The organism is Pseudomonas sp. R11-23-07 (assembly GCF_003852295.1).
Classification (GTDB): domain Bacteria; phylum Pseudomonadota; class Gammaproteobacteria; order Pseudomonadales; family Pseudomonadaceae; genus Aquipseudomonas.
In genome coordinates this window covers 513,970-528,907 of record NZ_CP027761.1, presented here as the reverse complement: position 1 = coordinate 528,907, position 14,938 = coordinate 513,970, and the positions used below count along the sequence as shown (strand labels likewise).

At 62.2% G+C, this 14,938-nt stretch carries 10 protein-coding genes; 9 read left to right on the top strand and 1 reads right to left on the bottom strand.

All coding sequences use genetic code 11. The features are described 5' to 3' along the window. Positions 1 to 82: 82 nt before the first annotated feature. Positions 83 to 2,017, bottom strand: a complete 1,935-nt coding sequence (locus tag C4J84_RS02215) for a BCCT family transporter (protein ID WP_256660181.1) — start codon at positions 2,015 to 2,017, stop codon at positions 83 to 85. A 389-nt stretch (positions 2,018 to 2,406) separates the two neighbouring features. On the opposite strand from C4J84_RS02215, the gene betI reads away from it, so the two are divergent. The 9 genes from betI to C4J84_RS02170 all read left to right on the top strand — a co-directional run bounded on the left by betI (position 2,407) and on the right by C4J84_RS02170 (position 14,804). After that, positions 2,407 to 3,000 (top strand): transcriptional regulator BetI, encoded by a 594-nt coding sequence (gene betI / locus C4J84_RS02210; protein ID WP_124360922.1) that lies wholly within the window; start codon positions 2,407 to 2,409, stop codon positions 2,998 to 3,000. A gap of 110 nt (positions 3,001 to 3,110) precedes the next feature. Continuing rightward, positions 3,111 to 4,583, top strand: a complete 1,473-nt coding sequence (betB, locus tag C4J84_RS02205; RefSeq protein ID WP_124369310.1) for a betaine-aldehyde dehydrogenase — start codon at positions 3,111 to 3,113, stop codon at positions 4,581 to 4,583. 143 nt (positions 4,584 to 4,726) lie between these two features. Continuing rightward, on the top strand, positions 4,727 to 6,433 hold the full coding sequence (gene betA / locus C4J84_RS02200) for a choline dehydrogenase (protein ID WP_124365535.1): 1,707 nt from the start codon (positions 4,727 to 4,729) through the stop codon (positions 6,431 to 6,433). 209 nt (positions 6,434 to 6,642) lie between these two features. Next, on the top strand, positions 6,643 to 8,085 hold the full coding sequence (locus tag C4J84_RS02195) for a TldD/PmbA family protein (RefSeq protein ID WP_124369309.1): 1,443 nt from the start codon (positions 6,643 to 6,645) through the stop codon (positions 8,083 to 8,085). Next, the gene (locus C4J84_RS02190) at positions 8,085 to 9,401 is read left to right on the top strand and encodes a TldD/PmbA family protein (RefSeq protein WP_124369308.1); all 1,317 of its coding nucleotides are present in this window, start codon (positions 8,085 to 8,087) and stop codon (positions 9,399 to 9,401) included. The genes C4J84_RS02195 and C4J84_RS02190 overlap by 1 nt, the downstream gene beginning before the upstream one ends. 243 nt (positions 9,402 to 9,644) lie before the next feature. Continuing rightward, positions 9,645 to 10,535, top strand: coding sequence for an alpha/beta fold hydrolase (locus C4J84_RS02185; protein WP_124369307.1), 891 nt, complete (start codon positions 9,645 to 9,647; stop codon positions 10,533 to 10,535). A 35-nt stretch (positions 10,536 to 10,570) separates the two neighbouring features. Beyond that, positions 10,571 to 11,998 (top strand): multidrug transporter subunit MdtD, encoded by a 1,428-nt coding sequence (gene mdtD, locus C4J84_RS02180; RefSeq protein ID WP_124365531.1) that lies wholly within the window; start codon positions 10,571 to 10,573, stop codon positions 11,996 to 11,998. A gap of 130 nt (positions 11,999 to 12,128) precedes the next feature. Next, positions 12,129 to 13,466, top strand: a complete 1,338-nt coding sequence (gene dbpA, locus C4J84_RS02175; RefSeq protein WP_256681411.1) for an ATP-dependent RNA helicase DbpA — start codon at positions 12,129 to 12,131, stop codon at positions 13,464 to 13,466. Positions 13,467 to 13,625: 159 nt separating this feature from the next. Then, positions 13,626 to 14,804: an NAD(P)/FAD-dependent oxidoreductase gene (locus C4J84_RS02170; RefSeq protein ID WP_124369305.1), complete on the top strand. Its 1,179-nt coding sequence runs from the start codon at positions 13,626 to 13,628 to the stop codon at positions 14,802 to 14,804. The last annotated feature ends 134 nt before the right edge of the window (positions 14,805 to 14,938 follow it).

The window sequence follows — 14,938 nt, the reverse complement described above, 5'->3', positions numbered from 1 at the left end:
CGGTGTATCAGCATCAAATGTGCTGACTGACACACCGCAATCGGGGGCAAGCCCCCTCCCACATTTAGGGCATTGCTTGGCTTCAGCTATAAACCCGGCCAAGGAGCTGCCGATGGCTTTCGAACTGATCGAGCACGTCACGGCTGATCTGCTCCTGGGTGAAGCCCATCAGGTCGTATTCCTGCGGCCCGTTGTGCAGGTACACCTCGGCGCGGTAGTAGCGGGTGCGTTCTTCTTCGGGCAGGTCAGTGGGCGCCGAGGAATAAGCATCCAGGCTGACTTCGTAGACGAACGGGTTGCCCTCTTCCATCTCGATCCGCACACCGATGCAGCGTTTGGATTTGCCCAGCAAGGTCTGCACTTCCAATCCCTGCTCGCGCAACGCTGTGGCGGCTTCTTCCAATGCCGGCGTGACGTGCTTGTCCATAAAGCGTTGCACGGTGCCCTGGCTCGGTTGCAGGTCGAGCGCGGTCAGGCGCTCGCTGAACCCCCGGCGCCCGCGTTCAGCCAACTGCGCCTGCTCTTGTTCGATGGCCACATCCTGGCGCATGGCCTTGTGCAAACCGAACATGAACAGAATCAGCACCACCGAGAACGGCAACCCCGCCAGCACCACCATGGTCTGCATGGCTTCGAAGTTGCCGGCGAACAGCAGGCCAATGGTCACCAGGGTGATCACCGCCGACCAGAAGATCCGCAGCCAGTGCGGCGCATCTTCATCCACGTTGCCGCCTTTGCACGACAGGTTGGCCATCATCACCGCGCCGGAATCCGCAGGCGTCAAGAACAGCACGAAGCCCACGAAGATCGACACGCCAATGACGACTTTCGACGCCGGGTAATGCTCAAGCAGCTGGTAGATGGCCATGGACGGCTGTTCCAGCGCAGTCTTGCCCAGCTCCACCGCACCATGGTTCAGCACCAGGTCCAACGCCGAGTTACCGAAGATCGACAACCACGCCAGAGTGAAGCCCAGCGGGATCAGCAGCACGCCGGCGACCAGTTCGCGCACGGTGCGGCCACGGGAAATGCGCGCAATGAACATGCCCACGAATGGCGCCCAGGAAATCCACCAGGCCCAGTAGAACAGGGTCCACAGGCCCATCCAGCGCTCGGTCTTGTCGGCGTCGCCTTCGTACACATAGAGGTCGAAGGTTTTCAGAATGATGCCGTTGAGGTAGTCACCGGTGTTTTGCACCAGGCCGTTGAGCAGGTGCAGGGTGGGGCCGAACAGCAGCACGAAGATCAGCAAACCGCTGAACAACACGATGTTGAGGTTGGACAGGCGGCGAATGCCATTCTCCACACCCGACACCGCAGCGATGGTCGCCACCGTGCTCATCACAATGATCACGATCAGCAGGTTGGTGTTGCTGTGCGCCATGCCGAACAGGTTTTCCAACCCGGACGACACCTGCATCGAACCGATCCCCAGGTTGGTCACCAGGCCCAGCAGGGTCACGAACATGCCGAAACCGTCCACCGCATGGCCGGCCGCGCCCTTCACCCAACGCTCGCCCACCAGCGGGTACAGCGCCGAACGCAGGGCCAGCGGCTGGTTGTGGCGGTACGCGAAGTACGCCACGGCCAGGCCGACCAGCGCATAGATCGCCCAGCCATGCAGGCCCCAGTGCAGGAAGGTCAGTTGCAGCGCCTGACGTGCCGCGCCATTGCTGGCGGCCGTGCCTTCGGGCGGGTTGAAGTAGTGATCCAGGGGCTCAGAGGCGCCGAAGTACAGCAGCGAAATGCCGATGCCCGACGAAAACAGCATGCCGGCCCAGGCGCCGTAGCTGAAGTCCGGGGTGTCGTCCTTGCTGCCCAGTTTCAACTTGCCGTAGGACGAAAACGCCAGGCCGACCACGAACACCAGGTAGGCGGCGATGACCACCATGTAGTACCAGCCGAAGCTTTTCGACAGCCAGGCCTGGGCGACGCCGAGCATGCGCCCGGCCTCCTGCGGGGCGATGATCAGGATGGCGGTCAACAACAGAATCAGCGCGGTGGAGGTGTAGAACACCCAACCGTTGACCCGGACCTTTTCCGGCGGGGTCTTTATAAGAGAGGCAGAACTCATGGCGCAGATGCTCCGGGCAGTGCGAGAGAGAAACACAAGGCAACGGTTATCCCGGGACATCGATTTTTCGGCAGTCGACGGACGGGTGTTATAAAGACACCCCGAAAATCCTCAACCCCGCCGAAGCGGTAGCCAGGCCCTGATACGGCCTGTTTCAGGGGTTTTCGCAGGTGTCAGAGGTCGCGGCTGCCAGGTAGGAAATATCTGTAGGCAGCGACCATTTGTCGCAGAGCTTATTCTTTGTTGATTGAACGTTCAATCAAAACAAAATAGACTGGCCTTCAAGCTGATGGACGTGATCGCCCGCCAGCAGGCCTAAGGAGAGGTGCTACATGCCCAAGGTCGGTATGCAACCCATACGCCGCCAGCAGTTGATCGAAGCCACCTTGACGGCCATCGATCAGGTTGGGATGGGAGATGCCAGCATTGCGCTGATCGCCCGTCTGGCGGGTGTCTCGAATGGCATCATCAGTCACTATTTTCAGGACAAGAACGGCCTGATCGCAGCGACGATGCGTTACCTGATGAACGCGCTGATCGAGAACGTCCAGGAACGCCGGCGTGCCCTGAACGATGACAGCCCACGGGCGCATCTGCGGGTGATCATCGAAGGCAACTTCGACGCCAGCCAGGTCAACGGCCCGGCAATGAAAACCTGGTTGGCCTTCTGGGCCACCAGCATGCATCACCCGTCTTTGCACAGGTTGCAGCGGATCAACGATCACCGCCTGTATTCCAACCTGTGCTGCCAGTTCCGCCGTGCGATGCCGTTACCCGAGGCTCGCAGCGCAGCTCGAGGCCTGGCGGCCCTGATCGACGGTTTGTGGTTGCGCGGCGCCTTGTCGGGAGACGCTTTCGACACGGAGCAGGCGCAACGGATCGCTTACGACTACATGGATTTCCAATTGGCCAAGCAGGTGAGTTAGAGCCCTTATAAACGCTCAACCCCTGAACGTCCGCCGCGCAGTATTGCCACATCCACATGGCCCACTGTTCGGCGGGTAACGCCAACCACTTATGCACTTGCGAGGACTTTATGGCCCGTTTCGACCTGCAAAAACTCTACATTGACGGCGGCTACAGCGACGCTGGCAGCGATGCCACCTTCGAAGCCATCAACCCTGCTAACGGTGAAGTTCTCGCCCAAGTGCAACGCGCAACCAAGGAAGACGTCGAGCGTGCCGTGGTCAGCGCTGAAAAAGGCCAGAAGATCTGGGCCGCCATGACCGCCATGGAGCGTTCGCGCATCCTGCGTCGCGCCGTCGACATCCTGCGCGAGCGCAACGATGAGCTGGCCGCCCTGGAAACCCTGGACACCGGCAAAGCCTTCTCCGAAACCAAATACGTCGACATCGTCACCGGCGCCGACGTGCTGGAGTACTACGCCGGCCTGGTGCCAGCCATCGAAGGCGAGCAGATTCCGCTGCGCGACACGTCCTTCGTCTACACCCGCCGCGAGCCGCTGGGCGTGGTTGCTGGTATCGGCGCGTGGAACTACCCGATCCAGATCGCCCTGTGGAAATCCGCACCGGCCCTGGCCGCCGGCAACGCGATGATCTTCAAGCCGAGCGAAGTCACCTCGCTGACCACCCTGAAACTAGCCGAGATCTACACCGAAGCCGGCGTTCCAGCCGGTGTGTTCAACGTATTGACCGGCAGCGGCCGTGAAGTCGGCACCTGGCTGACCGAGCACCCGCGCATCGAGAAAGTCTCGTTCACCGGTGGCACCGACACCGGCAAAAAGGTCATGGCCAGCGCTTCGAGCTCGTCGCTCAAGGAAGTGACCATGGAACTGGGCGGCAAGTCGCCGCTGATCGTGTTCGAAGACGCCGATCTGGATCGCGCCGCCGACATCGCGATGATGGCCAACTTCTACAGCTCCGGCCAGGTCTGCACCAACGGCACCCGTGTGTTCGTGCCCAAGCACCTGCAAGCGGCGTTCGAAGCCAAGATTCTTGAACGTGTTGCGCGCATCCGTGTGGGCGACCCGCAAGATGACAACACCAACTTCGGCCCGCTGGTCAGCTTTGCGCACATGGAAAGCGTGCTGGGCTACATCGCCAAAGGCAAAGAGCAAGGCGCACGCCTGCTGTGCGGCGGCGACCGCCTGACCGACGGCGACTTGGCCAAGGGCGCGTTCGTGGCACCGACCGTGTTCACCGACTGCACCGATGACATGACTATCGTGCGTGAAGAAATCTTCGGCCCGGTGATGAGCATCCTCACCTATGAAACCGAAGAAGAAGTGATCCGCCGCGCCAACGACACCGACTTCGGTTTGGCTGCGGGCCTGGTCACTAAAGACCTGAACCGCGCGCACCGCGTGATTCACCAACTGGAAGCGGGTATCTGCTGGATCAACGCTTGGGGCGAATCCGACGCGAAGATGCCGGTCGGTGGCTACAAGCAATCCGGTGTGGGCCGTGAGAACGGGATCAGCTCGCTGAATAACTTCACGCGCATCAAATCGGTACAGGTTGAGCTGGGCGATTACGCCTCGGTGTTTTAACACCCGGGATTTGTATTGCCTTTGAGGCCGCCATCGGGGGCAAGCCCCCTCCCACACTTTGATTTGTGAATACATTCAAATGTGGGAGGGGGCTTGCCCCCGATGAGGCCCGACCTGACCACACTTCAAAGAGGGTGCATTCAATGTCCCAAGAATACGACTACATCATTGTGGGTGCCGGCTCTGCCGGTAACACCCTGGCGACCCGTCTGACCGAAGACGAAGGCGTCACCGTCCTGTTGCTGGAAGCCGGTGGCCCGGACTACCGCCTCGACTTCCGTACCCAGATGCCCGCCGCCCTGGCGTTCCCGCTGCAAGGCCGTCGCTACAACTGGGCCTACGAGACCGACCCAGAGCCACACATGGACGGTCGCCGGATGGAATGCGGTCGCGGCAAGGGCCTGGGTGGCTCTTCCCTGATCAACGGCATGTGCTACATCCGCGGCAACGCCATGGACTACGACAACTGGGCGAAATTGCCGGGCCTGGAAGACTGGACCTACCTGGACTGCCTGCCGTATTTCCGCAAAGCCGAAACCCGCGACATCGGCCCCAACGACTACCACGGTGGCGAAGGCCCGGTCAGCGTGACCACGCCCAAAGCCGGCAACAACCCGCTGTTCCACGCCATGGTTGAAGCCGGCGTGCAGGCCGGTTACCCGCGTACCGAAGACTTGAACGGTTACCAGCAAGAAGGCTTCGGCCCGATGGACCGCACCGTCACGCCGAACGGCCGTCGCGCCAGCACCGCACGCGGTTACCTGGACGTCGCCAAGAAGCGTTCGACCCTGACCATCGTTACCCACGCCCTCACCGACAAAGTGTTGTTCGAAGGCAAGCGTGCGGTCGGCGTGCGTTACCTGATCGGCGCTGCTGAAGAGCGTGTCGAAGCCCGTGCGCGTAAAGAAGTGCTGGTCTGCAGCGGCGCGATCGCTTCGCCGCAGCTGCTGCAACGCTCCGGCGTCGGCCCGGCCAAACTGCTGGAAAGCCTCGACATCCCGGTGGTCCACGACCTGCCAGGCGTCGGCGAAAACCTGCAGGACCACCTTGAGCTGTACCTGCAATATGCGTGCACTCAGCCGGTGTCGCTGTACCCCTCGCTGCTTTGGTACAACCAGCCGGCCATCGGTGCCGAGTGGCTGTTCAACGGCACGGGCATTGGCGCCAGCAACCAGTTCGAAGCCGGCGGTTTTATCCGTTCGCGTCCGGAATTCGAATGGCCGAACATCCAGTACCACTTCCTGCCGGTCGCGATTAACTACAACGGCAGCAACGGGGTGAAAGAGCACGGTTTCCAGGCACACATGGGCTCCATGCGTTCGCCGAGCCGTGGCCGTGTGCAGTTGAAGTCGAAGAACCCACGGGACTACCCGAGCATCCTCTTCAACTACATGGCCACCGAGCAGGACTGGCAGGAATTTCGCGACGGCATCCGCCTGACCCGTGAAATCATGCAGCAGCCGGCGCTGGACCCATACCGTGGCCGCGAAATCAGCCCGGGTATCGAGGTGCAAACCGATGAACAGCTCGACCAGTTCATCCGCGAGCACGCCGAGACCGCGTTCCACCCGTCCTGCTCGTGCAAGATGGGCACCGACGAGATGGCGGTGGTCGATGGCGAGGGTCGCGTGCATGGCATGCAGGGCCTGCGTGTGGTGGACGCGTCGATCATGCCGATCATCACCACCGGCAACCTGAACGCCCCGACGATCATGATCGCCGAGAAAATCGCCGACAAGATCCGTGGCCGCCAGCCGCTGCCGCGCAGCACCGCCGACTACTACGTGGCAGGCGATGCGCCGGTGCGTGGCAAGCCGCTGCGTGAAGTGGGGCCACTGCGCAATAACTGATACACCGCCAACCGATCGTTCCCACGCTCCGCGTGGGAATGCCGCCCTGGACGCTCTGCGTCTGCTCTTGAGGTCGTGACGCGGAGCGTCACAGGATGCATTCCCACGCGGAGCGTGGGAACGATCACCTCCCCCTCCTTGATCAGCCCCCCAGCCCCGGCCTACTCTGTTGGCCTGCCCCGCGCTGAGCTGCCCACAAGGAAGGCCCCATGTTCGAACACCACGCCACGCTCAAACAACACTTCAGTGCCCTGCACACCACCGCCCAATTCTTCTCCCTGCGCTATGTGCGCGAATCCGGCCGGTACCTGTCGGTGCGCAAGAACGTCGCCGAACCGCCACACCTGAGCCATGACGAAGGCGCCATGCTCACCGTGCGTCTCAACGGCGTCGAAGCTTACGCCGCGACCAATGATCTGTCCCTGGCCGGCCTGCAAGCCGCCCTCGAACGTGCCGAGCAGCAGGCCCGGCGGATCAAGCCCCACGCGCTGCTCGACCTGCGCGAGCAAGCGGTCTCGAGTGACGTTGCCGACTACCTGTCTCCCGACTTCGACCAGCCCTTCCCGTCCCTGAGCGACTGCTACCAACTGCTCGGCGATGAGTCGGCCGCCGTGCCCAGGGATGAGCGCCTGGTGAGCTGGGACGTCAGCCTCGGCCAGACCACGGTCGAACAGATCTACCTCAACACCGCTGGCGCGCAATTGCGCCAGGCCCAGCGCTTTGTGTTTCCCGGCGTCAATGTCACCGCCTTCGATGGCAGCGACAGCCAGACCCGCACCCTTGGCGGCAGCAACTTCGGCCAGCAAGGCGGTTTTGACGTGATCAGCCGCTTCGGCCTGATCGGCGCCGCGCCGCGTGTGGCCGATGAGGCCCTGCAACTGCTGCTGGCACCGAACACGCCCCAGGGTCCGCGTGACTTGTTGCTGATGCCCGACCAGATGATCCTGCAGATCCACGAGTCCATCGGCCACCCACTGGAGCTGGACCGCATTCTCGGCGATGAGCGCAACTACGCCGGCACCAGCTTCGTGAAGGCCAGCGACTTCGGCCATCTGCAATACGGCTCCAACCTGCTCAACGTGACGTTCGACCCGGACATCCCCGAACAGCTCGCCAGCTACAGCCATGACGATGACGGCAGCCGCGCCAGCAAACAGTTCCTGATTCGCGAAGGGCTGCTGCTCAAGCCGTTGGGCGGCGCGCTGTCGCAATTTCGCGCGGGGCTGGGCGGTGTGGCCAACAGCCGTGCCAGCAGTTGGAATCGCCCGCCGATCGACCGCATGGCCAACCTCAATATCGAGGCAGGCGACCAGAGCCTGGCCCAACTGATTGGCGGTATCGAACACGGCATCCTGATGTCGACCAATCGCTCCTGGTCCATCGACGACGCGCGCAATAAATTCCAGTTCGGCTGCGAATGGGGCCAACTGATCGAAAACGGCGAGCTCAAGGGCGTGGTCAAGAATCCCAACTACCGCGCCATTTCCGCGCAGTTCTGGCGCAAGCTCAGCGCGGTCGGCGATGCCAGCACCTTCAAGGTGCTGGGCACACCGAACTGCGGCAAAGGCGAACCCAACCAGGTGATCCGCGTCGGCCATGCTTCGCCGGCGTGTGTGTTCAGTAACGTCGACGTATTTGGGGGAGATGCCTGATGAACGACTTCAAGGCACTGGTGGACTGGCTCAAACAGGCCATCACCGAGCAGGAACAGTTTCACCTCGGCTTTGCCGCTGAAGCGTCCGAGTTCGTGCGTTTCAACCACGCCCAGGTACGCCAGGCCGGCCAGGTGCAGCAGGCCAGCCTCAACCTCAAGCTGATCAACGCCGGTCGCCATGCCGACCTCGGCATCACCTTGGCGGGTGATCCGCAATTGGACCGCCAACGCCTCGCCACAGGCCTGCAGCAATTGCGTGAAACCTTGCCGTTGCTGCCGCCAGACCCCTACCTGCTGCTGAACCACAACGCCTGGCGAAGCCACAACGAACAACTGCGACCCTTGCCGGAACTGACCCAGGTGCTGCACGACATCAGCCAGGCCGCCGAAGGCGTGGACCTGGTCGGCTTCTATGCCGCTGGCCCGATCAGCCGTGGCTTTGCCAGCTCCGACGGCGCGTTCGGCTGGCACCAGGCCAACAGCTTCAACTTCGACTTCAGTCTGTTCCATGCCAATGGCGAAGCGGTCAAGGCCAGCTACGCCGGGCACACCTGGGACAGTGCCGAGTTCGCCCGGCGCGTCCAACAGGCCCGCGACCAGCTTGAATTCCTCGGCCGACCGTTGCACCCGCTGGCACCCGGACAATACCGCGCCTACCTCGCTCCGGCGGCGCTGGAAGAAATCATCAGCATCATTACCTGGGGCGGTTTTTCCGCGCAGGCCATCGCCAGCAAGGGCAGTTCGCTGCAACGCCTGTATGCCGGCGAACAACACCTGAGCCCGCTGGTGACGGTGACCGAGCAGATCAGCGGTTCGCTGAGCCAGGCATTTTCCACCGAAGGCTACCCGCGCAGCGACGTCACGTTGATCAACGCCGGCCAGGCCGACGGCCAATTGGTCAACTCGCGCAGCGCCGCCGAGTATGGCCTGAGCGCCAATGGCGCCAGCAGCGACGAGTCCCCCAGCGCCTTGCAAATGGCCGCCGGTAACCTGGCCCAGGCCGATATCCTCAAGCAGTTGGGCACCGGGTTGTACATCAGCAACCTGTGGTACCTGAACTACTCCGACCTGCCGGCGGCGCGCCTGACCGGAATGACCCGCTTCGCCACGTTCTGGGTGGAAGACGGCGAGATCAAGGCGCCGGTCAGCACCATGCGCTTTGACGACAGCGTGTTCAGCCTGCTGGGCTCGCAGTTGGAAGCGCTGACTGTGGATCGGGAACTGCTGCTGTCGGCGAGTACGTATGGCCAGCGCAACACTTCATCCAATTTGCTTCCCGGCGCACTGGTCAAACGCCTGACACTGACCTTGTAAACCAAGGAAATCCCCTGTGGGAGGGGGCTTGCCCCCGATGACGGTGGGTCAGCCAAGTATTTATCGACTGGCACACCGCTATCGGGGGCAAGCCCCCTCCCACATTGTCCTGTGTTGATTTCGGACACTTCGCTGAGCCCCTTCCTACCGTTCAATCCCATACTCCGGGCAGCCTGTTGTCGCCCGCAAAAAACCCCGTTATAAAAGCTAATGGCATACCGCCACACGACAGGGAGTGTTGCGATGACCCAGGCAAGTTTTGTCATAGACAAGCTGTACAAGCACTACAACGTCCACGTAGAGCAACTGGGCAACGACCCACACAGAAAAACCGTGCTGATGGTCAATGGCGCCCTGTCCACCACGCGCTCCTTTGCCCGCACCTGCAAATGCCTGGCCGAGCATTTCAATGTGCTGCTGTTCGACCTGCCCTTCTCCGGCTATTCCCGCGAGCACAACACCGACCTCGACCTGGTCACCAAAGATGACGAAGTGCAGATCCTACGGGCGCTGGTGCAGCGCTTTGCGGTCAACCATCTGGTCTCGGCCTCGTGGGGTGGCATCTCCACGCTGCTGACCCTGGCCCATAACCCGCCCTCCATCGAAAGCTCGGTGGTGATGGCCCTGGCGCCGAACCTCAACCAGGCGATGCTCGAGTATGTGGAGCGCGTACGCGTGTTGATCGAGGCCGATGACAAATCCGCCGTCGGCCATCTGCTCAACGAGACGGTCGGGAAATACTTGTCGCCCCGCCTCAAGCGCAACAACCATCGCCATCTGGCGAACATGGCCACCACCGAGTATCGCCAGGCACGCTTTCATATTCATCAGGTGCTGGCATTGGGCGACGGCAACTACCTGCCGGCGCTCAGGCAGATTGAAACGCCGGTGCACTTTCTCAACGGTACGCTGGACGAATACACCCCCGCCGCCGATGCACAACTGTTCGGCAGTTACGTGAGGCGCAGCAGTTTCGCCGTGGCCGAACATACTGGCCATTTGCTCGACCTGGAATCCCGCGAGGCGGCACTGGCAGTGCACCGCGCCTTGCTGGATTTTTTGGTCGGCGAACACGCGGCCTTGTCGGACTTAGACGAACCGCCAGTGGGAAAAGCAGCGACGGATGGCGCATAATCGCCGACACATAGCCTGCTAACAAAAGGGATCCCATGCCGAATCGTGCCCCTCTCGACGCCAAGACCGCCCGCTGGCTCCCCTGGGTGGTAGCGATTGCCTTCTTCATGCAGTCGCTGGACGGGACGATCCTCAACACGGCTTTGCCGGCCATGGCCCGGGACCTGGCGGAAAACCCGCTGCGCATGCAGGGCGTAGTCATTGCCTACATGCTCACCGTCGCCTTGCTGATCCCGGCATCCGGCTGGATCGCCGATCGCTTCGGTACCAAGAAAATCTTCTTCGGCGCCATTTTGCTATTCAGCATCGGATCATTGCTGTGCGCGCTGTCCAGCAGCTTGAGCATGCTGGTGGGTGCGCGGGTGATCCAGGGTTTGGGCGGGGCGCTGATGCTGCCGGTCGGGCGCCTGGTGGTACTGCGCGCCTATCCCCGTTCCGAGCTGGTGCGGATCATGGGTTTCATCACGATCCCCGGCCTGCTCGGCCCGTTGCTCGGCCCGACCCTGGGCGGCTGGATGGTGCAATACCTGACCTGGCACTGGATCTTCCTGCTCAACCTGCCGGTGGGCATGATCGGCTGCTATGCCGTGTGGAAATTCATTCCCGACCTGCGCGGCAGCGAGCGCACGCGCTTCGATGGCCTGGGTTTTGTGCTGTTCGGCGCGGCGATGGTGCTGATCACCATCGCCATGGAAGGCCTGGGCGAACTGCACTTGCCGCACCTGCGGGTGATGTTGCTGCTGTTCGGTGGCCTGGCGTGCCTGGCGGCATATTGGCTGCGCGCCGGGCATGTCGATAATCCGCTGTTCTCCCCGGTGCTGTTCAAGACCCGCACCTTTGCCGTGGGCATCCTCGGCAACCTGTTCGCACGCCTGGGCAGCGGCGCCCTGCCGTTTCTGGTGCCCTTGCTGCTGCAGGTGGCGCTGGGTTATTCGCCGTCGGAAGCCGGCATGAGCATGCTGCCGCTCGCGGCGGCGGCGATGTTTGCCAAGTCCATCGCCCGGCCGCTGATCGAGCGCCTGGGTTATCGCGTGGTGCTCACCGGCAATACCCTGGCCCTGGGCGCGATGCTGGCGAGCATGGGCCTGGTCAGCGAGCAGACGCCCTATCCCGTGCTGCTGGGCATGCTCGCGGTGCTGGGCGCGATCAACTCCCTGCAATTCACCGCGATGAACACCGTGACGCTGATCGACCTCGACGACGCCCAGGCCAGCAGCGGCAACAGTTTGCTGTCGGTGGTGGCGCAACTGTCCCTGAGCCTGGGCGTGGCCTGCGCCGGTGCGCTGCTCGGCGGGTTTACCTTGGAGACCGGCAACGATGGGGTGAACACGGTACTGGGCGCGTTCCAGCTGACGTTCCTCACGGTGGGCATCATGGCCATGCTGGCGGCGGCGATCTTCCTGCAATTGTCGCCAAAAGATGGCAAACGCGTGGTCAGCCGCGAGCACGACCTGGAGCATTGAACGGCGGCTCGTCTAGAACTTGCGGGGAAATTCCCACGAGACTGGTACACTGCGCGACATTTTGTTTTGCAGAGCCAGTCCCGTGACCACCATCGCCACCGCTTTTAATACTTTGCCCCTGTCCGCCGCCATGCTGGCTAACCTCGACTCGCTGGGTTATGTCGAGATGACGCAGATCCAGGCGCAGAGCTTGCCGGTGATCCTCAAGGGGCTGGACCTGATCGCCCAGGCCAAGACCGGCAGCGGCAAGACCGCCGCCTTCGGTATTGGCCTGCTGAACCCGATCAACCCGCGCTACTTCGGTTGCCAGGCCCTGGTGATGTGCCCGACGCGCGAGCTGGCCGACCAGGTTGCCAAGGAAATCCGTCGCCTGGCCCGCGCCGAAGACAACATCAAGGTGCTGACCCTGTGCGGTGGCGTGTCCCTCGGCCCACAGATCGCCTCCCTTGAGCACGGTGCCCACGTGATCGTCGGCACCCCGGGGCGTATCCAGCAGCACTTGCGCAAAGGTTCGCTGGTACTGGACGGGTTGAACACGCTGATCCTCGATGAAGCCGACCGCATGCTCGACATGGGTTTCTACGACGCCATCGAAGACATCATCAGCAAGACCCCGCCGCGCCGCCAGACCCTGCTGTTCTCGGCCACCTACCCGGTGAGCATCAAGCAGCTGGCCTCCAAGTTCATGCGCGCGCCACAACAGGTGAAAGCCGAAGCCTTCCACTCCGACGACCAGATCGAGCAGCGTTTCTACGAGATCTCGCCGGAAGAGCGCATGGACGCCGTGACCAAGGTGCTGGCGCATTTCCGCCCGGCTTCGTGCGTGGCGTTCTGCTTTACCAAGCAGCAAGTGCAGGAAACCGTCGACCACCTGACCGCCAAGGGCATCTCCGCCGTTGGCCTGCATGGCGACCTGGAGCAGCGTGACCGCGACCAGGTGCTGGCCATGTTCGCCAACCGCAGCACCTCGGTCCTGGTAGCCACCGACGTGGCCGCCCGTGGCCTGGACATCGACGCACTGGACATGGTGATCAACGTCGAACTGGCCCGCGACTCGGAAATCCATATCCACCGTGTCGGCCGTACCGGTCGCGCGGGTGAGACCGGCATCGCCATCAGCCTGGTGGCGCCGTCCGAAGCGCACCGTGCCCAAGCCATCGAGCAGTTGCAAAAGTCGCCCTTGAACTGGGACCAGCTGGACAACCTCAAGCCGCAGAGCGGCGGCCCGCTGCTGCCGCAGATGAGCACCCTGTGCATCGCCGCTGGGCGTAAAGACAAGGTTCGCCCAGGCGACATCCTTGGCGCACTGACCGGCGATGCCGGCATTCCGGGGGCCCAGGTCGGCAAGATCGCGATCTTTGACTTCCAGGCCTTCGTCGCCGTGGAGCGCGGAATCGCCAAGCAGGCGCTGCAGCGTTTGAACGACGGCAAGATCAAGGGCCGTTCGTTGCGCGTGCGGATTCTGTAACACAACCGTTGATCCAATGAAGATCCAATGTGGGAGGGGGCTTGCTCCCGATTACGGTGTGTCAGTCAGTACATCTGTTACTGACACACCGCCATCGGGAGCAAGCCCCCTCCCACATTTGACTGTATTCCAATTCAGAATTTGTATGAGGACATTGCTGTGCGCTCGACCGAAGTTGTGATCATTGGCGCCGGCGCCGCAGGCTTGATGTGCGCGCTGACCGCCGCCGGGCGGGGACGCGAGGTGATGCTGATCGACCATGCGAACAAGGCCGGCAAAAAGATCCTGATGTCCGGCGGTGGCCGCTGCAATTTCACCAACCTGTACACCGAGCCGGCCAACTTCCTCTCGCACAACGCGCACTTCTGCAAATCGGCACTGGCGCGCTATACCCAGTGGGATTTCATCGGGCTGGTAGCCAAGCACGGCGTGCCGTATCACGAAAAGAAACTCGGCCAGCTGTTCTGCGACAACAAGTCCAGCGACATCCTCGGCATGCTGCTCGACGAATGCATCCAGGCCGGCGTGAACCTGCACCTGGACACCTCGATTGAAGCCATCGCCAAGGTCGACAACGGCTACCAGTTGCAGACCACCCTGGGCGAACTGCGCTGCGAGTCCTTGGTGATCGCCACGGGCGGCCTGTCGATCCCGACCCTCGGCGCCACCGGCTTCGGTTATCAAGTGGCCAGGCAATTTGGCCATGAGCTGCTGCCGACCCGCGCGGGACTGGTGCCGTTCACCATCACCGATCAGCTCAAGGACTTGTGCGGCGAGCTGTCGGGCACCTCGGTGGACTGCCTGGTCAGCTGCAACGGCCAGAGCTTTCGCGAAAATATTCTGTTTACCCATCGCGGTCTGAGCGGGCCGGCGATCCTGCAGATTTCCTCCTACTGGGAATCCGGCGACACCGTGGAAATCAACCTGCTGCCCGACCACGACGCCCACACCTGGCTGCAACAGCAACAGGCCGAGCGCCCCAACAGCGAGCTGAAAACCCTGCTGGGCGAGATTTTCACCAAGAAGATGGCTAATCTGCTGGCGGAGACCTGGTTCGCGTCCAAGCCGATGAAGCAGTACACCCATGCCGAAATCGCCGACATCGCTTCGATGCTCGGCAGCTGGCAGTTGGTACCGGCGGGCACGGAGGGCTATCGCACCGCCGAGGTAACATTGGGCGGGGTGGACACGCGGGAAGTGTCCTCCAAGACCATGGAGTCGCTGAAAAGCCCAGGGTTGTACTTTATCGGTGAAGTGCTGGATGTAACCGGGCACTTGGGCGGGTTCAACTTCCAGTGGGCCTGGGCATCAGGCTATGCGGCTGCGCAGTACGTCTGACTCAACACGGTAAAAAATGTGGGAGGGGGCTTGCTCCCGATAGCAATGTGTCAGTCACCTGATGAGTTGACTGGTCCACTGCTATCGGGGGCAAGCCCCCTCCCACATTTGGTCTGTGGTGAGCCAGGGAAATA

Coding starts and splice junctions, on each gene's coding strand:
- betA (WP_124365535.1), top strand. CDS start 4,727: ATGTCCCAAGAATACGACTACATCATTGTGGGTGCCGGCTCTGCCGGT.
- betI (WP_124360922.1), top strand. CDS start 2,407: ATGCCCAAGGTCGGTATGCAACCCATACGCCGCCAGCAGTTGATCGAA.
- C4J84_RS02190 (WP_124369308.1), top strand. CDS start 8,085: ATGAACGACTTCAAGGCACTGGTGGACTGGCTCAAACAGGCCATCACC.
- dbpA (WP_256681411.1), top strand. CDS start 12,129: ATGCTGGCTAACCTCGACTCGCTGGGTTATGTCGAGATGACGCAGATC.
- C4J84_RS02195 (WP_124369309.1), top strand. CDS start 6,643: ATGTTCGAACACCACGCCACGCTCAAACAACACTTCAGTGCCCTGCAC.
- C4J84_RS02185 (WP_124369307.1), top strand. CDS start 9,645: ATGACCCAGGCAAGTTTTGTCATAGACAAGCTGTACAAGCACTACAAC.
- mdtD (WP_124365531.1), top strand. CDS start 10,571: ATGCCGAATCGTGCCCCTCTCGACGCCAAGACCGCCCGCTGGCTCCCC.
- betB (WP_124369310.1), top strand. CDS start 3,111: ATGGCCCGTTTCGACCTGCAAAAACTCTACATTGACGGCGGCTACAGC.